At 73.2% G+C, this 22,400-nt stretch carries 23 protein-coding genes; 11 read left to right on the top strand and 12 right to left on the bottom strand.

Features of this window, described 5'->3' with window-relative positions; all coding sequences use genetic code 11:
• Positions 1-75 precede the first annotated feature (75 nt).
• Both FHY05_RS16660 and FHY05_RS16655 read right to left on the bottom strand, forming a co-directional pair.
• A complete protein-coding gene (locus tag FHY05_RS16660; RefSeq protein ID WP_183945572.1) occupies positions 76-2,472 on the bottom strand; it encodes a ribonuclease R family protein in 2,397 nt (798 codons plus the stop codon).
• Between the two features lie 53 nt (positions 2,473-2,525).
• Positions 2,526-3,248 carry a dienelactone hydrolase family protein gene (locus FHY05_RS16655; RefSeq protein ID WP_183945571.1) on the bottom strand — a complete coding sequence of 241 codons (723 nt, stop codon included), beginning with the start codon at positions 3,246-3,248 and terminating at the stop codon, positions 2,526-2,528.
• A gap of 83 nt (positions 3,249-3,331) precedes the next feature.
• On the opposite strand from FHY05_RS16655, the gene FHY05_RS16650 reads away from it, so the two are divergent.
• The 7 genes from FHY05_RS16650 to FHY05_RS16620 all read left to right on the top strand — a co-directional run bounded on the left by FHY05_RS16650 (position 3,332) and on the right by FHY05_RS16620 (position 7,822).
• Positions 3,332-3,817: a GNAT family N-acetyltransferase gene (locus FHY05_RS16650; protein ID WP_311732508.1), complete on the top strand. Its 486-nt coding sequence runs from the start codon at positions 3,332-3,334 to the stop codon at positions 3,815-3,817.
• Between the two features lie 37 nt (positions 3,818-3,854).
• Positions 3,855-4,541: a 2,3-diphosphoglycerate-dependent phosphoglycerate mutase gene (gene gpmA, locus FHY05_RS16645; protein WP_183945569.1), complete on the top strand. Its 687-nt coding sequence runs from the start codon at positions 3,855-3,857 to the stop codon at positions 4,539-4,541.
• A 142-nt stretch (positions 4,542-4,683) separates the two neighbouring features.
• Entirely contained in the window at positions 4,684-4,995 is a 312-nt protein-coding gene (locus FHY05_RS16640; protein WP_183945568.1) for a hypothetical protein, read from the top strand.
• Positions 4,996-5,271: 276 nt separating this feature from the next.
• Complete coding sequence (locus FHY05_RS16635; protein WP_183945567.1) at positions 5,272-5,943, top strand: glutathione S-transferase family protein; 672 nt, start codon at positions 5,272-5,274, stop codon at positions 5,941-5,943.
• The gene (locus FHY05_RS16630; protein ID WP_183945566.1) at positions 5,943-6,314 is read left to right on the top strand and encodes a tRNA-binding protein; all 372 of its coding nucleotides are present in this window, start codon (positions 5,943-5,945) and stop codon (positions 6,312-6,314) included. Before FHY05_RS16635 ends, FHY05_RS16630 begins: the two co-directional genes overlap by 1 nt.
• Complete coding sequence (locus FHY05_RS16625) at positions 6,314-6,730, top strand: secondary thiamine-phosphate synthase enzyme YjbQ (protein WP_183945565.1); 417 nt, start codon at positions 6,314-6,316, stop codon at positions 6,728-6,730. The genes FHY05_RS16630 and FHY05_RS16625 overlap by 1 nt, the downstream gene beginning before the upstream one ends.
• Before the next feature lie 123 nt (positions 6,731-6,853).
• A complete protein-coding gene (locus FHY05_RS16620) occupies positions 6,854-7,822 on the top strand; it encodes a glucokinase (RefSeq protein WP_183945564.1) in 969 nt (322 codons plus the stop codon).
• Between the two features lie 189 nt (positions 7,823-8,011).
• On the opposite strand, the gene FHY05_RS16615 is transcribed toward FHY05_RS16620, so the two are convergent.
• Positions 8,012-8,740, bottom strand: a complete 729-nt coding sequence (locus FHY05_RS16615; protein ID WP_183945563.1) for a bifunctional 2-polyprenyl-6-hydroxyphenol methylase/3-demethylubiquinol 3-O-methyltransferase UbiG — start codon at positions 8,738-8,740, stop codon at positions 8,012-8,014.
• A 19-nt stretch (positions 8,741-8,759) separates the two neighbouring features.
• On the bottom strand, positions 8,760-9,134 hold the full coding sequence (locus FHY05_RS16610) for a GtrA family protein (protein WP_183945562.1): 375 nt from the start codon (positions 9,132-9,134) through the stop codon (positions 8,760-8,762).
• A 140-nt stretch (positions 9,135-9,274) separates the two neighbouring features.
• On the opposite strand from FHY05_RS16610, the gene FHY05_RS16605 reads away from it, so the two are divergent.
• On the top strand, positions 9,275-11,092 hold the full coding sequence (locus FHY05_RS16605; RefSeq protein WP_260181644.1) for an AcrB/AcrD/AcrF family protein: 1,818 nt from the start codon (positions 9,275-9,277) through the stop codon (positions 11,090-11,092).
• Between the two features lie 304 nt (positions 11,093-11,396).
• Here the strand turns inward: FHY05_RS16605 and FHY05_RS16600 are convergent, their stop codons facing one another.
• The 6 genes from FHY05_RS16600 to FHY05_RS16575 form a co-directional block, all read right to left on the bottom strand.
• On the bottom strand, positions 11,397-12,014 hold the full coding sequence (locus FHY05_RS16600) for a MarC family protein (protein WP_183945561.1): 618 nt from the start codon (positions 12,012-12,014) through the stop codon (positions 11,397-11,399).
• Position 12,015: 1 nt separating this feature from the next.
• Entirely contained in the window at positions 12,016-12,885 is an 870-nt protein-coding gene (gene folD / locus FHY05_RS16595; RefSeq protein WP_183945560.1) for a bifunctional methylenetetrahydrofolate dehydrogenase/methenyltetrahydrofolate cyclohydrolase FolD, read from the bottom strand.
• Positions 12,882-13,154, bottom strand: coding sequence for a DUF167 domain-containing protein (locus FHY05_RS16590; RefSeq protein WP_409321842.1), 273 nt, complete (start codon positions 13,152-13,154; stop codon positions 12,882-12,884). Before FHY05_RS16590 ends, folD begins: the two co-directional genes overlap by 4 nt.
• 26 nt (positions 13,155-13,180) lie before the next feature.
• Positions 13,181-13,489, bottom strand: coding sequence for a YggT family protein (locus FHY05_RS22630; RefSeq protein WP_132910187.1), 309 nt, complete (start codon positions 13,487-13,489; stop codon positions 13,181-13,183).
• 224 nt (positions 13,490-13,713) lie between these two features.
• Complete coding sequence (gene argB / locus FHY05_RS16580) at positions 13,714-14,631, bottom strand: acetylglutamate kinase (protein ID WP_183945558.1); 918 nt, start codon at positions 14,629-14,631, stop codon at positions 13,714-13,716.
• A gap of 38 nt (positions 14,632-14,669) precedes the next feature.
• Positions 14,670-15,341 (bottom strand): queuosine precursor transporter, encoded by a 672-nt coding sequence (locus FHY05_RS16575; protein ID WP_183945557.1) that lies wholly within the window; start codon positions 15,339-15,341, stop codon positions 14,670-14,672.
• A 485-nt stretch (positions 15,342-15,826) separates the two neighbouring features.
• Here FHY05_RS16575 and FHY05_RS16570 point away from each other — a divergent pair, with 485 nt between their 5' ends.
• Positions 15,827-17,176 carry a NupC/NupG family nucleoside CNT transporter gene (locus FHY05_RS16570; RefSeq protein WP_183945556.1) on the top strand — a complete coding sequence of 450 codons (1,350 nt, stop codon included), beginning with the start codon at positions 15,827-15,829 and terminating at the stop codon, positions 17,174-17,176.
• Positions 17,177-17,372: 196 nt separating this feature from the next.
• Here FHY05_RS16570 and FHY05_RS16565 read toward each other — a convergent pair whose 3' ends face one another.
• Positions 17,373-18,413: a mannose-1-phosphate guanylyltransferase/mannose-6-phosphate isomerase gene (locus FHY05_RS16565; protein WP_221191266.1), complete on the bottom strand. Its 1,041-nt coding sequence runs from the start codon at positions 18,411-18,413 to the stop codon at positions 17,373-17,375.
• Positions 18,414-18,620: 207 nt separating this feature from the next.
• Entirely contained in the window at positions 18,621-19,091 is a 471-nt protein-coding gene (locus FHY05_RS16560) for a DUF3429 domain-containing protein (protein WP_183945555.1), read from the bottom strand.
• 197 nt (positions 19,092-19,288) lie between these two features.
• On the opposite strand from FHY05_RS16560, the gene FHY05_RS16555 reads away from it, so the two are divergent.
• Positions 19,289-21,724 (top strand): flagellar hook-length control protein FliK, encoded by a 2,436-nt coding sequence (locus FHY05_RS16555; RefSeq protein ID WP_183945554.1) that lies wholly within the window; start codon positions 19,289-19,291, stop codon positions 21,722-21,724.
• Positions 21,725-21,740: 16 nt separating this feature from the next.
• Positions 21,741-22,400, top strand: coding sequence for a flagellar basal body-associated protein FliL (gene fliL, locus FHY05_RS16550; RefSeq protein ID WP_183945553.1), 660 nt, complete (start codon positions 21,741-21,743; stop codon positions 22,398-22,400).

Here is a 22,400-nt window from a genome sequence, read left to right as displayed (position 1 = left end):
TGGGGCGTCTCCGCGAGCGCGACGCCCGCGGCGCGGCCCCACCTCCGGCTCCTCCCCTGAAGGGGAGGGAGAACCTCAGCGTTTCCCCTGGTGGCGGATATTCCCCGGCCGCCCGCGGCGCTTGAGCACGCGCGGCGGGCGGCGCTCACTCTCCCTCTCTCGCGCGCGGCCTCCCCCTCCCCCGCCCGCGCCGCCGTAGCGCCCCTCGGGCAGCTCGAAGCGCAGCGCGCCCGAGACCGGGTTGGCCTCCGCCAGCCGCAACTCCAGCCGCTGCCCCTGCGCATAGGTCTCGCCGCTATGCTCGCCGACCAGCCGGCGAGACGCCTCATCATAGCGGAAATATTCGCCGCCCAGGTCGCGCACCGGCATCAATCCGTCGCCGCCGACGCCCTCCACCGTGGCGAAGAAGCCGAAGTTGGTCACGCCGGTGATCCGCGCCTCGACCAGCTCGCCGACGCGCTCCGCCAGATAGGCCGCGACATAGCGGTCGATCGTCTCGCGCTCGGCCTCCATCGCGCGGCGCTCGAGCTGGCTGATCGTCTCGCCGGCGCGCTCGAAATCCTCGTCGCCCGCCAGCCCGCCGGGGCCGAGCGCATAGGCGCTCACCAGAGCGCGGTGGACCATCAGGTCGGCGTAGCGCCGGATCGGCGAGGTGAAATGCGCGTAGCTGCCCAGCGCCAGCCCGAAATGCCCCTGGTTGAGCGGGGCGTAATAGGCCTGGGTCTGGCTGCGCAGGATCTGCTCCATGATCTCGGGGCGGAACTCGGCGTCGCCGACGCGCGCGATGATATGGTTGAAGGTGGCGGGGCGGATCACCTGGCCGAGCGCGAAGGCGACGTCGAAGGTGGCGAGATAGTCCTTCAGCGCTACCAGCTTCTCGCGCGCGGGCGCCTCGTGGACGCGGTACATCACCGGCGCCTTCTTCGCCTCGAGCGCCTTGGCGGCGGCGACGTTGGCGGCGATCATGTAATCCTCGATCAGCCGGTGCGCGTCGAGCCGCTCGCGCGGCGCGACCGACATGATCCGGCCCTTCTCGTCGAGCACGACGCGGCGCTCGGGCAGGTCGAGCTCGAGCGGCTCGCGCCGGTCGCGCGCCGCGGCGAGCGCGCGCCAGCAGTCCCATAGCGGCGCGAGCGCGGTGTCGGCGAGGGCGGAGTCCCAGGCAACCTTACCGTCAGGCTGGACGTGATCCGGCGTCCCTGTCGCCGCAGGCGCCTCGGCCGATGCGTTCGCGGCGGCATGGAGCGCGGCCTTCGCCGGGGTGACGGAGGTGGAGCGTGCCACGCGCGCGTCGATCGCGGCCTGTGCCTCCTCGTACGCGATGTTCGCCGCGAGCCGCACCAGCGCACGCGAGAAGCGCCAGCTCTTTAGAGCGCCGTCCTTGCCGATGCGCAGGTGGCAGGCGAGCGCGGCGCGGTCCTCGCCCGCCTTGAGCGAGCACACGTCCGCCGACAGGATCTCGGGCAGCATCGGCACGACGCGGTCGGGGAAATAGACCGAGTTGCCGCGCGCGCGCGCCTCGCGGTCGAGCGCACTCTTCGGGCGGACGTAGTAGCTGACGTCGGCGATCGCGACGATCGCCTGCCAGCCGCCCGCGTTGGCGGGATCGTCGTCGGGCGCGGCCCAGACCGCGTCGTCGTGGTCGCGCGCGTCGGCGGGGTCGATCGCGACGATCGGCAGGTGGGTGAGGTCCTCGCGCCCCTCGCCGAGCGGCTGACGCGCGACGCGCGCCGCCTCGTCGAGCGCCTCCTGCGCGAACACGTCGGGGATGCCGAGCCGGTGGATCGCGATCAGCGAGAAGCTGCGCGGCGCGAACGGGTCGCCCAACCGCTGCACCACGCGCGCGGTGATCCGCGGCGGGCGCCCGGCCTTCTCGGCCAGCACCAGGTCGCCCGCCGCGGCGTCGCCCGCGTCGGACACGGCGTACTCGCGCCGCTCCTTCTTCTCGACGCCCTGGAGCCACAGCCGGTCGCCCTCGCGTCGCAGCACGCCGATCAGCTGCTCGGCGGCGGGGGCGAGCACCTTCATCGGGTGCGCGGTCCAGCCGTGGCCGGTCTCCTCGGTGCGCGCGAGCAGCCGCTCGCCGACGCCCAGCGCGCCGCGCTTGCGCTCGCGCACGCGGATCCGCGGCACGGGCGCGTCCGACTGCCAGTTCTCCGGCACCGCCCAGACATTGCCGCCCTCGTCGACGTCGGCGACGCGCAGCACGGTCACCTTGGGCAGCCCGCCCATCTTGTGGAAGGCGCGGCCGGGGGCGGAGTCGATCAGCCCCTCGTCGGCCATGTCCTTGAGCAGCGCCTTGAGCGCGATCTTCTGCTGCGCGGAGAGGCCGAAGGCGCGCGCGATCTCGCGCTTGCCCGCGGGCGTGGTGGACGTGGCGATGAAGTCGAGCACCTGCTCGCGCGTAGGCAGGCCGGGGGGCGGTTTCTTTGGCACGCCGCGGAGATAGGGACTCGCGGCGGCCGGCGCCATGGATCTGTGCGGGGTCGGTCTAAGCCCCGCCATGCGGGGAGGACCTTGCGCCCTCACCCCAGCGCTTCCTCCAGGAAGTACCGCATCGCCGCCCAGCTGCGTCGGTCCGCCCGTTCCTCATAGGCGACGCCGGGCACGGTCGAGCCGCGCCGCGCCTCGTCGGTGAAGGCGTGGCCGGCGTTGCCATAAGCGTGAACCTGCCAGTCGGCCCCGGCATCGCTCAGTTCCTGCGCCAGCGCGGTGACCGCCTCGGGGGGCCCGAGCGGGTCGTCCCAGCCGTGGCATACCAGCACCTTGGCCGTGATCGGCGCGACGCCGGCATAGTCGGGCCGGTCGTACACGCCGTGGAAGCTCACCACGCCGCGCACGTCGAGCCCCGCGCGCGCCATGTCGAGCACGCACTTGCCGCCGAAGCAGAAGCCGATCGCGGCGGTGCGTGCGGCGTCCACCTCGGGTTGCGCCGTCAGCGCGGCGAGGCTGGCGGCGAGCCGGTCGCGCAGCAGCGCGCGGTCGGCGTTGAGCGCGTCCATGTAGCGGGAGATGTCGGGGCCGGGCGCGGCGCGGCGGCCCTCGCCGTACAGGTCGCAGGCGTAGGCGGCGTAGCCGAGCGCCGCGAGCGCCTCGGCCTTGGCATTGTCGGCCTCCTTCTGGCCGAGGATGTTGGGCACGACGAGCACGCCGGGGCGCGGGCCGGCGATCGAGTCGTCCCAGGCGAACACGCCGGCGAAACGGCCACCGGGACCGTCATGGAGGAGCGGGCGGCGGGTGATCGGCATCGCTGAGTCTCCGGGCGAGCGCGGTTGTCTCGCACGCGGCATGCGCTAGAGCGATGGCGGGCAGGCGACAAGCGGGAGCGAGCGTGGACGGACCGGCCGAGACGAGGCGCGACTATCAGGTACGGCGCGGCGACCCGGCCGAGCCCGCGATCGCGGCGCTGCTCGCCGCGCACGTCGCCGACCAGCGCGCGGGCACGCCGGCGGGCTTCTCCTTCGCGCTCGACGCCGCGCGGCTCGCGGCGCCCGACATCGCGCTGGTCGCCGCGTGGGACGGCGACGCGCTCGCCGCGGTCGGCGCGCTCAAGCGGCTCGACGATGGTACGGGCGAGGTCAAGTCGATGCGCGCCGCGCCGGCCTATCGCGGCCGCGGTGCCGGCCGCGCCATCCTCGCCGCGATCGTGGCGGCCGCGCGCGACGGCGGCCTGACGCGGCTCTACCTCGAGACCGGCACCACCCCGGCCTATGACGACGCGCTGGCGCTGTACCGCCGCGCCGGCTTCGCGCCCTGCGCCGCCTTCGCCGACTATCGGCCCAGCCCGCACAACCAGTTTCTCACGCTCGCGCTATAGCATTCTCTCACGCTCGCGCTCTGAAGGAGTCTTCCCCATGCCCACGCTCGTCCTGATCCGCCACGGCCAATCGGCCTGGAACCTCGAGAACCGCTTCACCGGCTGGTGGGACGTCGACGTCACCGAGCAGGGCGCCGCCGAGGCCCGCGCCGCGGGCGAGTTGATGGCGGCCAAGGGGCTCGACTTCGACCAGACCTTCACCTCGCTGCAGACGCGCGCGATCAAGACGCTCGACCTCGCGCTCGAGGCGATGGGTCGGCTGTGGCTGCCGGTGGAGAAGGACTGGCGCCTCAACGAGCGCCACTACGGCGGGCTGACCGGGCTCAACAAGGCCGAGACCGCGGCCAAGCACGGCGACGAGCAGGTCCACGTGTGGCGCCGCAGCTTCGACGTGCCGCCGCCGCCGATGGAGGCGGGCAGCGCGTTCGATCTCTCGGAGGACCGCCGCTACGCCGGGATCGACGTGCCCGCGACCGAGAGCCTCAAGGACACGATCGCGCGCGTCCTGCCTTATTGGGAGCAGCGCATCGCGCCGGCGCTGCGCGACGGCCAGCGCGTGCTGATCTCGGCGCACGGCAACTCGCTGCGCGCGCTGGTGAAGCATCTCTCGAACATCCCCGACGACGCGATCACCGGGCTGGAGATCCCGACCGGCCAGCCGATCGTCTACGAGCTCGACCAGCAGCTCGCGGCGACCGATCGCTACTATCTGAGCGAGCGCTGAGGCGCGCGGCACGCGTGAGATAAGCGCGGCCGATCGGTACGGCGCGCCCGCCGCCCTCTACGATGAGGGTGGCGGGCGGACCGTCGCCGTCCCGCGCCGGCAGCTGCCCGCCCGCTCCTTCCGGGTCGCGAGCAGAGGTGCCATGTTTCGCCTGACGTCCAAGCCCGCGGTGATCCGGCTGCTGCTGCTGATCGCCGCGATGCTGGTCCTCGCCGCGCTCGCCTACGGGCTGCGCATCCATGTCGTCGGCGACCCGCCGACCCGCGACCTCGGGACCGCCGGCGGCACCGCCACCGCCACCGCCGCCGCGCCGCGACCGGTGCCGGGCCCGACCCCGGTCCTCGTTCCGACCGCTGTCGCGATGGATCCGCAGGTGACGACGCATGGCGGCGCGGCGCGCGGCACCGGCGATGTCCCGGCTCGCTCCGCCGTCGCGGCGACCGACCTGCCCTGAGCGGCGCCGTCGTCGCATCGCCCAGCTCGCGCGATCGCCGGCCGTGTCGCGGTGAGTGCGCGAGCCCAGCGGCACGCGGACGGCCGTCGCAGGATGCACGCGACTCTCGGCTACGGCAGGAGCGCCATGTTGCGCCCGGCCCCGCCGCGCTGGAGCCGGCGTCGTCGCGCTGCCCCTCCTGCCCCTCGTGCCATCGCGCCGCGCCGACACAGTCGCGTGCCGCGCGCCCACGAAGCCGCTTCCCCCGTGCCGCGCTTTCGGCCTAAGCGAGCGGGCATGTGGCAGCTCTACCAGTTTCCTCTGTGCCCGTTCACGCGCAAGGTCCGCACGCTCCTGAACGAGAAGGACGTCGGCTACCAGCTGATGCGCGAGAATCCGTGGGAGCGGCGCGACGCCTTCATCGACATGAACCCCGCCGGCCAGACCCCGGTGATGACCGACAACGATCGCGGGCTGGTGCTCGTCGACTCGATGGCGATCTGCGAGTTCTTCGAGGAGACGGTCGAGCGCGTCGCGATGATCAACGGCACCGCCGCCAACCGCGCCGAGATCCGCCGGCTGGTCGCCTGGTTCGACACGCATTTCTACCGCGACGTGACCCAGCCGCTGCTCGACGAGCGGATGATCAAGCGGGTCGTGCACCGCACCACGCCCGACGCGTCGCGGCTGCGCGAGGCGATGAAGTCCTCGGTCGGCCACCTCGACTACATCGATTTCCTGCTCGATCATCGCAAGTGGATCGCGGGCGCGACGATCAGCCTCGCCGACCTCGCCGCGGCGGCGCAGATCTCGGTCGCCGACTATCTCGGCGGGATCGACTGGACCGGCCACGCGCACACCAAGGCGTGGTATTCGGCGTTCAAGAGCCGGCGCAGCTTTCGCCCGCTGCTCGCCGAGCGCATCACCGGGATCGAGCCGCCGAGCTACTACGAGAATCCGGACTTCTGATGCACGTCACGCACGACCCCGCCGCCGCCGCCGCGCCCGAGATCGCGTTCGACGACTTCCTCCGGGTGGACGTGCGCGTCGGCACGATCGTCTCGGCCGAGCCCTATCCCGAGGCGCGCAAGCCCGCCTACAAATTGGTGATCGACTTCGGTGCCGCGATCGGGCGCAAACGCTCGTCGGCGCAGATCACCGAACATTACGCGGTCGAGGAGCTGGTCGGGCGCCAGGTCGCCGCGGTGGTCAACTTTCCGCCGCGCCAGATCGGCAAGTTCCTCTCCGAGGTGCTGACGCTCGGCTTCCCCGACCGCGACGGCAAGGTGGTGCTGGTGGCGCCCAGCGAGCGCGTGCCCGACGGCGGGCGGCTGTTCTGATGCACCAGGCGGTCGGCGAGTTCGCGGTGGCGACGCGCGGCGCCGGGCTGGTCGAGATCACGCGCGAGGTGGCCGCGTGGCTCGACGACGAGGCGATCGAGACCGGGCTGCTCACCGTCTTCTGCCGCCACACCTCGGCCTCGCTGCTGATCAACGAGAATGCCGCCCCCGCGGCGCGCCGCGACCTGGAGCGCTGGCTGGCGCGCGTCGCGCCCGAGTCACGCGACTATGAGCATGACGACGAGGGCCCCGACGACATGCCCGCGCACCTGCGCAGCGTGCTCACCGGCGTGTCGCTGTCGATCCCGGTGGCGCGCGGCCAGATGGTGCTGGGGACGTGGCAGGGCATCTACCTCGCCGAGCACCGCGCCGCGCCGCATCGCCGCCGGGTGGCGCTGCACGTGATCGGCGCGTGATGCCTTAGATCCTCCCCGCGGAGTGAAGAGGAGTTGAACTCCCGCCCGAGGATGAAGCTAATCCTCTGTTAGTTCTGCGCTGATAGCGATATCACCCAGGATAATAACAGGGGAGAGCGCCGCATGGCGGGGGCGGGAACGGCGTTGGTCGGGCATGTCGGGCGCAAGCGGATGCGCTTCGCGCTCACCGACGCGGCCGGGCAGGTGCGCCGCGACAGCGTGCGCAGCTTCACCGCCGACACCACGGTCAGCATCTCCGGCGCGATCATGGACTTCCTGCGCGACGCCCGGCCGGACGCACCGCCGCACCGCTCCGCCTTCGCGGTGGCCGGGCTCCCGCGCGGCGAGACCGTGTCGATCACGCGCGGGCGCTGGTACGTGTCGCGCTCGGGGCTACGCGGCATGCTCGGGCACGCGCCGCTGATCCTCAACGATTTCGAGGCGGAGGCCTGGGCCTTCCACGGCGCCGACGTGCGCGCCGAGGAGCGTTTCGCCGGCGACGAGCCCTCGCTGCGCCGCGCCGGCACCTATTGCGTGCTCGGCATGACCTCGGGCCTGGGCGTCTCGGTGCTGAGCCGCGACGCCGCGGGCGCGGTGCGGGTACTCGCCACCGAGGCGGGGCACGGCGGTTTCATCGCGGTGAACGAGGAACTGGCGCGGCTCGCCGGCGAGATCTTCCCCGGCCGCTACCCGGTGGTGGCGGAGGACCTGCTCTCCGCGCCGGGGCTGGTGCGCCTGTACGAGACGCTGGCGCGCCGTCGCGGCACCGCGCCGCGCTGGACCAGCGCCGAGGACATCACGCGCGCGATGGCCTCGGACCCGCTCGCGGGCGAGGCCTGCACCTGGCTGTGCCGCGCCTTCTGGAGCTACGCCGGCCAGCTGACGATCATCTACGGTGCGTGGGACGGGGTGATCGTCACCGGTGGCGTCGCGGCGGCGCTGCGCCCCCTGCTGCGGCTGGCCGAGATGGCGCCGCTGTTCGCGGGAGGCGGCAAATACGCGCGGCTGCTGGCGAGCGTGCCGCGGGTCTATGCCGCGCTGGACGACGGCGAACTGGCCGGCGCGGCCGAGGCGCTGCGTCACCTGGGGTGAGCGGGGCGGCGAGGACCGTCGATACGCGCGCTCGCCTCACCTCTGCCCGTCATCCCCGCGCAGCCGGGGAGCCGGACGCGCCGTCCTGCCCGCCGCTGCCGCGACGGTCGCGCGTCTGGGTCCCTGCCGACGCCGGGATGACGGTGTGAGACGCGCGAGCGCCGCGCGACCTTGACGCCCGCTCCCCCGCTACGCCGGCTCGGCCAGCGTCAGGATCGACACGCCGATCGGCATCGGCACCCGCCCGACCAGGTGGCGCTCGACGCGAAAGATACGCTCGAACAAGGCGTTGAGCGGCGCCGCCGGGGGCGAGTCGTCGCTGTCGTCGCGCCCGGTCAGCCGCCCCGCCACGCGCGCCGCGGCGGCGAGCGGGAACAGCAGCGAGTTGAAATAGGTCAGCCCGCGCTCCTTCAGCCCGGCGGCGCGGATCGCGCGCACCAGCGTGGGCTTGGAATAGCGGCGGTGGTGGTGGTTCACCACGTCGTGCGCGCTCCACATCCACTGGTGCGCGGGCACCGCGATCAGGATCTTGCCGCCGGGCCTGAGGCACGCGCGCATCGCCGCCAGCGCGGCGACGTCGTCCTCGATATGCTCGACCACGTCGAGCACCGCGACCAGGTCATAGGCGCCGCGCTCCACGCCCGGCAGCTCGGGCAGCGGCGCGGCGCCGACCGCGCGGCCGAGCCGCTCGCTCGCGATCGCGCGCGCGGCGGGGTCGATCTCGATCGCGTCGACCGTGCCGAACTGCGCCAGCATCGGCAGGTTGTGCCCGGTGCCGCAGCCGATCTCGAGGATGCGCGCGTCCGCGGGCAGCCGCGCCTCGCGCGTGAGGAAATCGGCGAGCACGTCACGGCGCGCGCGATACCACCAGTGGGTCGAGTCGTGCTCCGCCATGCGGTCGTAGACGCGGCGGTCCATCAGCGATCAGCCTTCATGTTTACGCGAACACCCAGTTGCGCTGGAGCCAGAAGGTCAGCAGCGGCACCACCGACACCGCGGGCACCAGCGGCCACCACGTCGGTCCGTGAAAGAAGGGGCCGGTCACCAGCACCCAGGTGAACGCCTGCTGGAGCAGGAAGCCGAACAATTGCACCAGGAAGAAGCGTCGCGCGGTGCGCGCGCCGCGCGTGCCATGGCCGCGGAAGCTCACCGCGCCGTGCGCGAAGCGCCCGATGAAGGTCACGCTGAGGAAGGCGACCACCACGGCCAGGTTCGGGTTCATCACATAGGTGGCGAGCGGCCAGTAGACCGCGGCGTAGAGCGCGGTCATCACCCCGCCCGTCACACCGAAGCGCACCAGCTGCCAGAACATCTCGCGCTGTGCCGCACGCGGCGACGGCGAGACCGACGGTGAGGAGTGAGACGCTGCCAAAACCTTGCCCTTTGCGCCGCCGGGGCTAGACGCGGCTGCGGCTCTATCGCGCGCGGCGGCCGGAAGGAAGCGTTTTGGATATGCAGGGGCGGGACGCCGGGCCGGGTGAGCGCCACAGCGCGCGTGACTGGCTGGAGCGAGCGGCGCGCGTGATCGACCGCGACTGGTTGCGGCTCTCGCTGCTCGCCTGGGTGGCGATCGCGGCCTGGTTCGTGTGGAAGCGCTGGGCCGCGATCCACTGGCTGTCGCTCGGCGACACCGACGACAACATGCGGCTGATGCAGGTGCGCGCGCTGCTGAACGGCCAGGGCTGGTACGACCTGCGCGACTATCGGCTCAACCCGCCGGGCGGGTTCGACATCCACTGGTCGCGGCTGGTCGATCTGCCGATCGCGGGGCTGATCCTGCTGTTGCGTCCGCTGGTCGGCTACGCGGAGGCGGAGCGGCTGGCGTGCGGCATCGCCCCGCTGCTGCCGGCCGCGGTGACGCTGGTCGCGCTGGGCGCGACGCTGCGGCGGCTGGTCCACCCGCTCGCCTGGGCGCTGGCGCCCGCGCTGTTCCTCGCCACCAACGTGACGCTCGGCATGTTCCTGCCCGACCGGATCGACCATCACGGCTGGCAGCTCGCGATGCTCGCGGTGACCGTCGCCGGGCTGTGCGACCCGCGGACGGCGCGCGGCGGCGCGCTGGTGGGGATCGCCACCGCGGTGTCGCTGACGATCGGGCTGGAGATGCTGCCCTATGCCGCGATGTCGGGCGCGATCATCGCGCTCGCCTGGGTGATCGACCGCGGCGAGCGCGACCGGCTCGCGGTCTACGCGCTGACGCTCGCGGGCGGGAGCGCCGTGGGCTATGCCGGGTTCGCCTCCTACGCCAACCGCGTGCTGCGCTGCGACGCGCTCACCCCGGTATGGCTGTCGGTGGTGGTGCTCGCGGGCGGGCTGCTGCTGCTGCTCGCGCTGGGCGACCCGCGGAAGCCGGCGGTGCGGCTGGTGCTGGCGCTGGCGGCGGGCGCGGCGGTGGCGGCGTTCTTCGCGCTCGCCTTCCCGCAGTGCCTCGGCCGGCCCGAGCAGGTGTCGGACGAGCTCTACACCACCTGGCTCGCCAACGTGCGCGAGGCCAAGCCGATCTACCGCCACCCCCTGCGCATCGCGCTGCCGATCGTGACGCTGCCGATCATCGGGCTGATCGGCGCGCTGTTCGCGACATGGCGCGCGCGGCGTACGCCGGCGCTGCGCGGCTGGGCCTGCGTCGCGCTGTTCGGCGCCTTCGCCGCGCTGATGCTGCTGTGGCAGGCGCGCGCGGGACCGGCGGCGCAGCTGCTCGCCATCCCGGGCGCGGCGGCGCTCGCCTGGGCGACGCTGCCGTGGCTGCTGGCGCCGCGCTACTGGCCCGCGAAGGTGTTCGCGGCGGTGGCCGTGTTCGTGCTGGTGTCGGGCAGCTTCACCCAGCTGGCGATCGACTGGTTCCAGATCGACCGCCCGAGCGCCTATGTCCGGCGCGTCAACAAGGCGACCGGGCGGTGCATGACCATTCCCGCGATGGCGCCGCTCAACCGTCTGCCGCGCCAGACGATCTTCACCTTCGTCGATATCGGCCCGCGGCTGATCACGCTGACCCACCACGATGCCATCGCCGGTCCCTACCACCGCAACGGCGACGCGATCCTCGACGTCCACCACGCCTTCAAGGGCACGCCCGAGCGCGCGCGCGCGATCATGAAGCACCACGGTGCGACCTTGCTGCTGGTGTGCCCCGACATGGCGGAGTCGACCAACTATCGCGCCAAGGCGCCGGGCGGCTTCTACGCGCGGCTCGCACGCGGGGAGACGTTCGACTGGCTGGTGCCGGTGCCGCTGAAGAAGGGGTCGCCGTTCCGGGCGTTCCGGATCGAATAGGGGAGCGTCCCGTCGTTGCCCCCGTTTTCCCGCGAACGCGGGAACCCAGGGTCAAGCAGAACAACGGCCTGCGACGTCCCTGGCGTCTGAGCTCGCGCGGGCGCGGAGCACGATGGGGGTGCGTCGGAGCACCGCGCGGCCGACAGCCTGTCGGCGGCGTCGCGCCCGCGGAGAGGCCCCACCCCCAACCCCCTCCCCTGAAGGGCAGGGGAGCACGTCCCGGCCAGGCTCTCTCGCTCCCCTTCAGGGAAGCGCCGGGGTGGGGCGTCGCCGCGGGCGCGACGTGTGCCTTACGCGCCCACGCTCAGCGCAGCTGCTCGACCACCCCGTCGATCACGAACTGCACCGCCAGCGCCGCCAGCAGCACGCCGAGCAGCCGCGTGATCACCGCCTCGATCTTGGCGCCGAGCACGCGCATGATCGGCCCTGCCGCCAGCAGCGAGCCCAGCATCAGCAGCAGGTTGGCGCCCAGCGCCGCCATCACCACCGCCGAGCGCTCGAGGCCGTTGCTGCGCGCCATCAGCAGCATCACCGTCGCGATCGAGCCCGGCCCCGCGATCATCGGCATCGCCATCGGGAAGATCGAGACGTCGTCGGCCTCCTCGGCGGTGACCTTGGCGGCGCGGTCCTCGCGGCGCTGGGTGCGCTTCTCGAACACCATCTCGAGCGCGATCAGGAACAGCATCAGCCCGCCCGCGATGCGGAACGAGGCGAGCTCGATCCCGAGCGCGTGGAGCAGCGGCTCGCCCGCGAGCGCGAACAGCAGGAGGATTCCCGCCGCCACCACCACCGCGCGGATCGCCAACGCGCGGCGATGCGCCGGGGTCGCGCCCGCGGTCAGCCCGGCGAAGATCGGCGCGCAGCCGGGCGGGTCGATGATCAGGAACAAGGTGACGAAGGACGAGACGAACAGCTCGACCATCTCAGAGCGACGCGTCCACCGCCAGCCCGGCGCGGCGCGACGCCGCCACCACGGTGTTGCGTAGCAGCACCGCGATCGTCATCGGCCCGACCCCGCCCGGCACCGGGGTGATCGCCCCCGCCACCGCCGCGACGCGCGGGTCGACGTCGCCGACCAGCCCGCCCTCGACGCGGTTGATGCCGACGTCGATCACCGTCGCGCCCGGCTTGACCCACTCGGGCTGGACGAAGCCGGGGATGCCGACCGCGGCGACGACGATGTCGGCCATGCGCACGTGCGCCATCACGTCGCGGGTGCGGCTGTGCACCGTCGTGACCGTGCAGCTCTCCTGCAGCAGCAGCGCCGCCATCGGCTTGCCGACGATGTTCGAGCGGCCGATCACCACCGCCTCCAGCCCGGCGAGATGCGGGTGGACGTCGCGCAGCAGCATCAGGCAGCCGAGCGGGGTGCAGGGCACCAGCGCGTCGAGCCCGGTGGCGAGCCGCCCGGCGTTGAGCGGGTGGAAGCCGTCGACGTCCTTGTCGGGATCGACCCGCGCGATCACCGCGCGCTCGTCGATGTGGCGCGGCAGCGGCAGCTGCACGAGGATGCCGTCCACCGCCGGGTCGGCGTTGAGCCGGTCGACCAGCGCGATCAGCGTCTCCTGCGTCGTGTCGGCGGGGAGGCGGTGCTCGAAGCTCGCCATGCCCGCCGCCAGCGTCGCCTTGCCCTTGGAGCGGACATAGACCGAGGAGGCAGCGTCCTCGCCGACCAGCACCACCGCGAGTCCCGGCTGGCGCCCGGCGGCCTGGGTGAAGGCGGCGGCGGCGGTGGCGACACGGTCGCGCAGCGCGGCGGCGAAGGCTTTTCCGTCAATGAGGCGGGCGGTCATGACTCGGCCGCATAGAGCGAAGCGGCGCGCTGTGCCAGCGCCGCGGGGTCGCCCTCGATCGTCAATCGCTTGAGCCGCCCGGTCTGGCCCGCGACCAGCGCCACGTCGCGCTTTGCCACGCCGAAGTGGCGCGCCACCAGCGCGACCAGCGCCTCGTTGGCGGCGCCGTCGACCGGGGCGGCGGCGAGCCGCGCGGCGAGATGGTCGTCGGTGCCGGCCGCCAGCGAGTCGCGCCCGCCGCGCGGCGTCACGCGCACCGCGAGCGCGATCCCGTCCGCGGTCGCGCGCCAGGCGCTCAGACGGCGCCGCCCACCAGCACGCTCGCGGCGATGTTGTTGAGGATGATGTTGAGGATCACCAGCCCGAGCAGCACCACCATCGGCGCGAAGTCGATCCCGCCCGTGGCGGGCAGCAGGCGGCGGATCGGGCGGTAGAGCGGCTCGGTCAGCCGGTCGAGCCCGTCGTGCAGCCCGCGGATGAACGGGCTGGAGGTGTTGATGATGTTGAACACGATCAGCAGCGACAGGATGAACTGGATGATGATGATCCAGCGCACGAACGAGATCAGCACCTGCAGGATCTGGATGATGGTGAGCGTCAGCACGCGCGGCGTCTCCGTGATGGTGTGTCGGTCATATAGGGCACTGGCGCGGCCTGTGCCAGCGGGGTGTGGGACGGGGTCGGCAACCGAGGAGCGCCTCTCTGCCGAACCGTGCTCCGGCGGACGCCGGAGCCCAGGTTCGCACGTGAGGGCCTTCGTGGCTCTGGGCTCCTGCGTGCGCAGGAGCACAATGGTGCTCGAACCGCCGCGGTCTCTCGCCCGCCCCCTCACCGCCGGATCAGCGTGCCCGCGCCGCGCCGCGTGAAGATCTCGAGCAGCATCGCGTGCGGCACGCGCCCGTCGAGCACCACCGCGGCGTCGACCCCGGCCTCGACCGCGGCGACGCAGGTCTCCAGCTTGGGGATCATCCCGCCCCTGATCGTCCCCTCCTCGCGCAGCCGCTTGATCGCGGCGGGGTCGAGGTCGGTGAGCAGCTCGCCGTCGCGGTCGAGCACGCCGGCCACGTCGGTCAGCAGGAAGAAGCGCGCCGCGCCCAGCGCCGCGGCGATCGCGCCCGCCATCGTGTCGGCGTTGATGTTGTAGGTGTGGCCGTCGGCGCCGATGCCGATCGGCGCGATCACCGGGATGATGCCGTCGCGGCTGAGCGAGTCGATGATGCGGCGGTCGACCGCGACCGGCTCGCCGACGAAGCCGAGGTCGACCTTGCGCTCGATCCCCTGCAGCGGGTCGGGGTCGCGCCCGCCGACCTTCTCGGCCTGGACCAGCCCGGCGTCCTTGCCGGAGATGCCGACCGCGCGCCCGCCGGCGCGGCCGATCCAGCCGACGATCTCCTTGTTGATCGATCCGGCCAGGACCATCTCGGCGATCTGCGCGGTCTCCGCGTCGGTCACGCGCAGGCCGTCGACGAACCGCGACTCCACGCCCAGCCGCTTGAGCATGCTGCCGATCTGCGGCCCGCCGCCGTGCACCACCACCGGGTTGATGCCGACCGCCTTGAGCAGCACCACGTCCTCGGCGAAATCGGCCTGCGCCTCGGGCTCCCCCATCGCGTGGCCGCCGTATTTCACCACGAAGGTCTTGCCGGCGTAGCGCTGGAGGTAGGGCAGCGCCTCGACCAGCGTCTCGGCCTTGAGCGACGGGGGCACGGCAGCGATCGGGGCGGCGGCGGGGGTCGGATCGGTCATCCGCGGCGCCATAGCGGCGCGGGCGCGGGGGCGAAAGGTCAGCCGTCGAGCCGTCGGCCGAGCGCGACCATCAGGTAGATCAGCGGCGGCACCAGCACGATCGACAGCACCACCTTGGCCAGCATCTGCCCCGCCATCAGCCAGCCCACCGCGGAGAGGCCGAAGGCGATCGAGATGAACAGCACCGAGTCGACGATCTGGCTCAGCGCGCTGGCGGTGGCGGCGCGGAACCACAGGAGCCGTCCGCCCTCGCGCCCCTTGAGCCAGGAAAAGATCGTGACGTTGAGCGTCTGCGACACGCCGTAGGCGACGATGCCGCCCGCCCAGATCCACGGCGTCGCCCCCATCATCTGCTCGAACGCGGCGAGATGCGCGCGGTCCATCTCGGGCGCGGCCGGCAGCTCGAGCACCACCAGCGTCAGCACCATCGAGACGAGCAGCGGCACGAAGCCCAGCAGCACCAGCCTGCCGGCGACCTTCTGCCCGTGCAGCTCGGCCACCGCGCTGGAGGTGACCACCAGCAGCAGGAAGGCGAAGATCCCCGCCTCCACCGCGAGCGGCGGCAGCCCGACCAGCGGCCCCAGCGCCGAGATCGGCCCGAGCGACACCTGCTTGTTGCCGAGCACCCCGGCGATGCAGACCATCCCGCCGTAGAAGATCGACAGGCCGAACAGAGAGCGCGGGATCGGAGCGTGGGGTCGGGAGGCCATCGGGGAGCGTCGTAGCGGGCGCGGGTGGTATGGGGAAGGTGCCGCGAGGGCGACGAGTTTTGCGGGTCGGGAGGAACGAGCGCCAGCGCGGCAAGCGCCAGGCCCAAGATCCTTCCCGCTCGCGGGTGAGGGGACCGCCCGACGCAGCCGGGTGGTGGAGGAGGGCTGCCACAGGCGGGGCGCGTCGTGGCAGGCGTGGGCGGTCCGTATCGCGTCATCCCAAGCCCTCGACAGGCAGCGCCCGCGGACAGCCCCCTCCACCACCGCGCTGCTCGCGGCGGTCCCCCTCCCCGCCAAGCGAGGAGGATCTCAGCGCTTCGCATCCGAGGATCGGAGCTACTCGCCCCCAACCCGTTGCGAATCCGGCACACCCTCGCCGACTCGCGCGAACATGGCTGGCGGCGCGCGGCCACCGCTGTATGATCTGCCCCCGCGTGCGCGCCCTCGCCGCGCGCCCTCCACGCGGCTCACATCAAAGAAGACGAATGCAGAGAATCCTGATCGGTCTCGCGGGCATCGCGGTGATCCTGCTGCTCGCGGTGCTGCTCTCCGCCGACCGTCGCGCGATCCGGCCGCGCGTGGTCGGCAGCGCCTTCGCGCTCCAGGCGCTGATCGCGGTGATCGTGCTCTACTGGACGCCCGGCCGCGCCGCGCTCGCCGGCGCCTCGGCCGGAGTCGCCGCGCTGCTCGGCTACTCGCAGCGCGGCACCGAGTTCCTGTTCGGCAACCTCGCCAGCCCCGCGGTGGGCGGGCAGAGCTTCGCCATCGCCGCGCTGCCGGTGATCATCTTCTTCGCCAGCCTGGTGTCGATCCTCTATTATCTCGGGGTGATGCAGCTGGTGGTGCGCTGGCTCGGCGGCGCGATCGAGAAGCTGATCGGCACCAGCAAGGTGGAGAGCCTGTGCGCCGCCGCCAACATCTTCGTCGGCCAGAGCGAGTCGCCGCTGGTGATCCGCCCCTATCTCGCCGGGCTCACCCCGCCGCAGGTCTTCACCGTGATGACCAGCGGGATGGCGGGCGTGGCGGGGACGATCCTGGCGGCCTATGCCTCGATGGGGATCAGCATCGACTATCTGCTCGCCGCCAGCTTCATGGCGGCGCCCGGCGGGATCCTGATGGCCAAGATCATCATGCCCGACCGTCGCCTCCCGCCCGAGGGCGAGCTGGCGCTGGGCGACGTGCCGGGCGTGCCGCGCGAGGTCGCGCTGGCGGACCATCGCCGCACCGCCGCGGGGATCGGGCCCGCGGCGCTGCCGAGCGAGGCGGCGCACCCGGTCGCGGGCGAGCCGCTCCCCGACGCGACGCACGACGAGGAGAAGCCCGCCAACCTCATCATGGCGGCGGCGCAGGGCGCGCAGACCGGCGTGAAGCTGGCGGTGGCGGTGGGCGCGATGGTGCTCGCCTTCGTCGCGCTGGTGGCGCTCGCCAACGGGCTGCTCGGCGGCGTCGGCGGCTGGTTCGGCCAACCCGAGCTGAGCTTCCAGGGGCTGCTCGGCTATGTCTTCCAGCCGGTGATGTTCCTGCTCAACGTGCCGTGGCGCGAGGCCGGCATCGCGGGCGGACTGTTCGGCGAGAAGATCGTGCTCAACGAGTTCGTCGCCTATATCGACCTCGGCAAGCAGGCGGCGCAGCTCAGCCCGCGCACCATCGCGATCGTCACCTTCGCGCTGTGCGGCTTCGCCAACTTCTCGTCGATCGCGATCCAGATGGCGGTGACGGGCAGCCTCGCGCCCAACCAGCGCCCGACGATCGCGCGGCTCGGCCTGCGCGCGCTGGCGGCGGGGAGCCTGGCGAACCTGATGAGCGCCGCGCTGGCGGGGCTGCTGATCGGCTGAGGGGCCGTTCCGTAGGCTTCGGAGCGGCGAGAGCGAAAAAAGGAATGTCCCCTCCCCTTGAGGGGAGGGTCGGGGGTGGGGCGCTTCCATGAGCGTCGCGTCAGCGGAGCGCCCCCACACCAACCCCTTCCCTGAAGGGCAGGGGCTAGAATCACGCTATATAAAGGATCGGGGAAGATCCTCCCCCGTCCTGCCCCTACCCCTTCATCGCCTCGAGCAGCAGCTTGACGTCCTGGCTGCGGCCGCGCGGCAGGATCAGGATGTCGTTGCCGCTCGCGACCACGATGAGATCCTCCACCCCGACCATCGCCACCTTGGCGCCGTCGCTGCGCACCAGGCAGTTGCGCGTGTCGAGCATGATCACCTCGCCCGCGACGACGTTGCCGCCGGCGTCGCCCGCGCTGATCGCGTGCAGCGCGTCCCAGCTGCCGACGTCGCTCCAGCCCATCGCCACCGGCACGACCGCGACCCGCTCGGCCTTCTCCATCACCGCATAGTCGATCGAGTCGGAGGGCGAGGCGGCGAAGGCCTCGGCGTCGGGATAGATGCGCGCGCCGTCGCGCCGCGCCGCCTCGAGCGAGCGCTTCACCGCCGCCAGGATATCGGGCCGGTGCGCCTCCAGCGCGGCGAGATAAGCCTCGGCGCAGAACAGGAAGATGCCGCCGTTCCAGGCATGGTCGCCCGCCGCCACCATCGCCTCCGCGACGTCGCGCTGCGGCTTCTCGACGAAGCGCGCGACGCGGTGGACGCCGGCGGCGATCTCCTCGCCCACCTTGATGTAGCCATAGCCCGTCTCGGGCGCATCGGGGGTGATGCCGAAGGTGACCAGCCAGCCCTGCTCGACCAGCGGCAGCGCGGCGTGGATCGCGGCGTGGAACGCCTCGCGGTCGGCGATGACATGGTCTGAGGGCATCACCAGCAGCGGGCTCTTGCCCTTCGCCACCAGCGCGGCGAGCGCGATCGCGGGGGCGGTGTTGCGGCCGGCAGGCTCGAGGATCAGCGCGCTCGGCGCGGCGCCGATACCGGCGAGCTGCGCCTCCACCTCGTCGGCGTGGGCGGCGTTGGCGACCACCACCGGCGCGGCGAAGGCGTCACCGTGCGCGCGTGCGGCGGTGAGCTGGAGCATCGTCTCGTCCGCGGTCAGCGCCAGCAGCTGCTTGGGCTTCTCGGGCCGCGACATCGGCCACAAGCGGGTACCCGATCCACCCGAGAGGATCACCGGCACGATCTCGGTCAACGTCTTTCCCCTTCCCCGGGGCGCACGCGTCGCCCACTTCGTCCGTGACAACACCTCGGCAGGCGCTCGGGTCCTCTACGGTCCTTTGTGCGGTGCGGCAATCTGCATTAACCGCGTAACTGTTCCACTTTCGCCCGTTCTCCGACTCGCGGCGGATCGGGTCTTAACGGAATTGCCATTGCCTCGGTCGCGACTGCCGACGCCCGCTCAGCGAGTCACCGCCCAGGCCCAGCAGGCGGCGAGCCCGGCGCACCCGATCAGCAGCTGGGGCACGCGCAGCCGCGCGAAATGCGCCGGCGCGTTGCCGCGCAGCGCGGCGCGGCGGTCGAGCAGCGCCGCCAGCGCATAGCCCGCGGCGAGCAGCGCGACGGCGGTGGCCGCATACGGTACCAGCAGCGCCAGCCCCGCGACCGTGACATAGGCCACGGCCGCGGCGATCTCGACCGCGGTGGAGGCGTCAGGGCGCGCGAAGCCGAAACCGCGCCGCACCCCACCGATGAAGGACAGGATCAGCGCGCCCCAGATGATCGCCAGTCGCACCGCGAGCACGCCCCAGGGCGCGGGCAGCACCCAGGTACCGACGCCGGCGGCGACGAGCGGGAGCATGGGGCCATAGCCGAAGACGAGGCTGTCGATCGGGATGGACCGGTCGGTGGAGTTCGGTGCGCGCGTCGCCATCGTCCCCGAACGCGCGAGCGCGCGATCAGTCGCGCGCGAACCTCTCGTCGGCGGGCAGCACGATCCCGGGCGACGGGAGCGCCACGTCGCGGCACGCGGGCACCGTGTCGATCCACCCTCCCTCGACGCGCTGGCGCAAACGGCACGGCTCTTGCTGATGGTGGGCCGTATCCTTCCACCAGCGCCCGGAGCCTGTCTTGACCACGATCGCGAGCCTGCTGCTGACCACCGCCCCGGGCGCGCTGGCGACCCCCGGCGCGCCCGCCGGCGAGTCGCTCGCCGCCGCGGCGGGCGGTCGCGCCAGGCTCGCGGTGGCGAGCGGCACCTTCCTCGATCTCGTCGCACCCGCGCTCGACGTCGCGGCGGCAGCCGCGGGCGGCGAGCGGCAGGCGCTTGCCGTTCCCGGCAGCGACTTGCCGCTCTCGCCCGGCGGGCTGGTGCCCGACGCGGCGGGTCCGACGGGCGAGGCCGCACTCGCCTGGCTCGCCGACGCGACCGGGTTGGACGTGCCGCCCGCGCCCTCCCTCGCCGACGCGGTCGCGGCGCCGGCGACACCGCGTCACACCCTGCCGCTGCCGTCCGGCGCCGTACTCGGTCGCACCGCCGCGGTGCGGCGCGCGATCGCGCCCGAGCTGCCCGCGCCCGCGCCGGCGCCGGCGAACGAGGCGACCGCGGCCTCAACGCCGTCGCGCCCGTCGGACCCCGCGTCGACGGCGGAGGAAACGGCGACGGCGGAGCCGATCGCGGGAGAGACCCCGGCGACGGTGCCGAGCGAGCTGCCGCCGGCGACGCCCGTCGTGGCAGCGGACCCGCCGCCACCTGTGCCGCTGCCGGTCGCGCTCGCGCCGGTCGCGGTAGCAGTGACCACCGACGCTGCCGTGATGCCCGCCGCGACGGAAATCGCCGCGCCGGCGCGCGCCGCCATGACCCGCGAGGCGGCGCCTACCCCCTCTCCCATCCCGCGCGACTCGGTCGCGGCCGAAGCTCGGCCGGGCAGCGCTCTGCCCGCCGGGGCGGCACCCACGACGGCGGCGACGCCGGCACCGGCGACGCCGACGGCGCAGCCGCAGGCGGTCGCCGCCGCCGACGTGCGCGCCGGCCGCGGCGGTTCGCCCACCCCCGCGGCCGAGTCGATCGCGGCGGCGCCGCCGCGCGACGCGGCAGGTGACGCCGCCCCGAGGCGCGCCACCGCGCCCGCGCCCGGCGCTGCCGCGGGGTCGCCGCTCGGCACGCCAGCCGCCGCCTCGTCCACCCCTCGGTCGCCGTCCGCATCCGATGCGGCCGGGCCGAGCGCTGCGACGACGCCGCCGGGCGACGCGACCGCGACCGTCAGCGCCGCGACCGACGCCGGCGCCGCGCCCTCACGCGCGACCGCGCGCCGCCCCGACTCGATTGACGCCTCATCGGGCCCCAACGGCGCCGCGCGACCGGCGCCGGCGCCGGTCACCGTGGCGGACGAGATCGCCCCGCGCGTCACCGCGCCGGCACCGTCCTCGATCGCGGTCGCCCCATCCGCCGCTGCGCCGTCGAGCGAGCCGGCCGGCGTTCGGCGAGCGCCGCAGCCCGCCGTCGCGACCGAGACCGCTCCCGCCGCGGCAGCGCGCGGCAGCGAACGCGCGCCGATGACGAGCCCCACCCCGCGCGCGGCCAACTCCCCCGCCGCATCGTCGACGGCGCGTCCGTCCGCCGCCGCCGCCCCGGTCGCCGCCGCGACGCCGGCCGCGCCCGCCGCCAGCGTCGCGCCCGTCATCGCGGCGGCGGCGCCGGCGCGGGTCGACGCACCGCTGGCGCTGACCACGCCCGCGCCGCTCGCCCCGGCGCCCGTCGCCGCGTCCGCCGCCGCGCCGGCCGACTTGGCCACGACCGCCGCGCCCGAGCCGGTCGCCACGCCAGCGCTCGACCCGGCCCAGCGCCCAGCTCCCGCCGCGGCCGCGACGCCGCCAGCGACCGTCCCCGCCGCGCCGGCGCCCGCGATCGCGAGCGCGGCGCGCACCTTCGCCGACGCGATCCACCGCGCCGTCACCGCCGACGAGCGCGCCGCGCCCGCCGAGCCGCTGCCGACCGCGCAGCTCGCCCAGCCCGCGACCGGCGCGATCACCGCCGCCGCGGTCGCCGCGCCGCAGCCCGCCACCCAGCAGCCACTCGACGTGACGCACGGGCGCTGGCCCGAGGCGATGATCCACCGCATCGAGATGCTGCGCGACATGGCCAACGCCAACGACGTGCGCATCCGGCTCGTCCCCGACGCGCTCGGCGCGATCGACGTCTCGCTGCGGCGCGACGGCGAGACGGTGCAGGTCCAGCTCGTCGCCGAGCAGCCGCAGACCCGCGCGCTGCTCGCCGAGGCGCAGCCGCGCCTCCAGGAGATGGCCGAGCAGCGCGGCATCAAGCTCCAGCACGGCGGCGGCGCGACGACGGGGAACGGCAGCGGCAGCACGCCGCAGCAGCAGGGCCAGGCGTCGTCCGGCGGGTCGCCGGCGTCGCAGACCGCCGCCGGCCAGTCGCACGGCAGCCACGCCGGCCAGCAGCCCGATCGCCAGCAGCCGCAGGCGCAGCAGCAGCGCGCGCCGCGTGCCCCCGCTTCCGCCCGCCGCGTCGCCGACGCGGCCTCCACCGACGACCGTATCGCCTGAACCGAGGGAATGACCGATGAGTGACACCGAAGCTGCCGCGCCCAAGAAGAAGGGCAAGATGAAGACGATCCTGGTCGGCGTCGTCGGCGTCGTCGTCCTGCTGGGCGGCGGCGTCGGCGCCGGCCTGTACGCCGCCAACTCCGGCCTGGTCGGCGGCGTCGGCGCGCACCCCGCGCTCAAGGAGGATCCCAACAAGCCCCATCTCGTGCCCAAGAGCGAGCAGAAGCGCGCCGGTGAAGGCGGCGAGGGTGGCGAAGGCGGCGAGGGCGGCCATGGCGGCGGCGAGAGCGCCGAGGGCGGCGAGGCCAAGAGCGAGGACCACGGCGCCCCCACCCCCGAGGGCGCCGGCGGCGAGCCCTACGCCTCCAACTATTACGCGATGGACAAGGAGTTCACCTCCAACCTCCAGGACTCGGTGCATTTCGTCCAGGTCGGCATCGCGGTGTCGACGCCCTATGACGACAAGGTCATCAACAACCTGAAGACCAACGACATCGCGATTCGCTCGGCGATCCTCATGACGCTCGGCGACACCACCGAGGACCAGGTCTTCACCAGCGCGGGCAAGCAGCAGCTCCAGAAGCGGCTGGTCGCGTCGATCAATCAGACTCTGCGCGAAAAAGAGGGATTCGGCGGCATCGCTAACGTCTACTTTACCAACTTCGTGGTTCAGTGA

Source organism: Sphingomonas sp. BK580 (assembly GCF_014194975.1).
Taxonomy (GTDB): Bacteria; Pseudomonadota; Alphaproteobacteria; order Sphingomonadales; family Sphingomonadaceae; genus Sphingomonas.
Note: the sequence above shows the minus strand (reverse complement) of the source record. Positions and strands in the feature narration are given on the sequence as shown.

What these genes read in the sequence shown, in the direction of transcription:
- FHY05_RS16660 (WP_183945572.1), bottom strand. Translation starts at nt 2,472, where the DNA reads ATGGCGCCGGCCGCCGCGAGTCCCTATCTCCGCGGCGTGCCAAAGAAA.
- FHY05_RS16655 (WP_183945571.1), bottom strand. Translation starts at nt 3,248, where the DNA reads ATGCCGATCACCCGCCGCCCGCTCCTCCATGACGGTCCCGGTGGCCGT.
- gpmA (WP_183945569.1), top strand. Translation starts at nt 3,855, where the DNA reads ATGCCCACGCTCGTCCTGATCCGCCACGGCCAATCGGCCTGGAACCTC.
- FHY05_RS16640 (WP_183945568.1), top strand. Translation starts at nt 4,684, where the DNA reads ATGTTTCGCCTGACGTCCAAGCCCGCGGTGATCCGGCTGCTGCTGCTG.
- FHY05_RS16635 (WP_183945567.1), top strand. Translation starts at nt 5,272, where the DNA reads ATGTGGCAGCTCTACCAGTTTCCTCTGTGCCCGTTCACGCGCAAGGTC.
- FHY05_RS16630 (WP_183945566.1), top strand. Translation starts at nt 5,943, where the DNA reads ATGCACGTCACGCACGACCCCGCCGCCGCCGCCGCGCCCGAGATCGCG.
- FHY05_RS16625 (WP_183945565.1), top strand. Translation starts at nt 6,314, where the DNA reads ATGCACCAGGCGGTCGGCGAGTTCGCGGTGGCGACGCGCGGCGCCGGG.
- FHY05_RS16620 (WP_183945564.1), top strand. Translation starts at nt 6,854, where the DNA reads ATGGCGGGGGCGGGAACGGCGTTGGTCGGGCATGTCGGGCGCAAGCGG.
- FHY05_RS16615 (WP_183945563.1), bottom strand. Translation starts at nt 8,740, where the DNA reads ATGGACCGCCGCGTCTACGACCGCATGGCGGAGCACGACTCGACCCAC.
- FHY05_RS16610 (WP_183945562.1), bottom strand. Translation starts at nt 9,134, where the DNA reads ATGTTCTGGCAGCTGGTGCGCTTCGGTGTGACGGGCGGGGTGATGACC.
- FHY05_RS16605 (WP_260181644.1), top strand. Translation starts at nt 9,275, where the DNA reads ATGCAGGGGCGGGACGCCGGGCCGGGTGAGCGCCACAGCGCGCGTGAC.
- FHY05_RS16600 (WP_183945561.1), bottom strand. Translation starts at nt 12,014, where the DNA reads ATGGTCGAGCTGTTCGTCTCGTCCTTCGTCACCTTGTTCCTGATCATC.
- folD (WP_183945560.1), bottom strand. Translation starts at nt 12,885, where the DNA reads ATGACCGCCCGCCTCATTGACGGAAAAGCCTTCGCCGCCGCGCTGCGC.
- argB (WP_183945558.1), bottom strand. Translation starts at nt 14,631, where the DNA reads ATGACCGATCCGACCCCCGCCGCCGCCCCGATCGCTGCCGTGCCCCCG.
- FHY05_RS16575 (WP_183945557.1), bottom strand. Translation starts at nt 15,341, where the DNA reads ATGGCCTCCCGACCCCACGCTCCGATCCCGCGCTCTCTGTTCGGCCTG.
- FHY05_RS16570 (WP_183945556.1), top strand. Translation starts at nt 15,827, where the DNA reads ATGCAGAGAATCCTGATCGGTCTCGCGGGCATCGCGGTGATCCTGCTG.
- FHY05_RS16560 (WP_183945555.1), bottom strand. Translation starts at nt 19,091, where the DNA reads ATGGCGACGCGCGCACCGAACTCCACCGACCGGTCCATCCCGATCGAC.
- fliL (WP_183945553.1), top strand. Translation starts at nt 21,741, where the DNA reads ATGAGTGACACCGAAGCTGCCGCGCCCAAGAAGAAGGGCAAGATGAAG.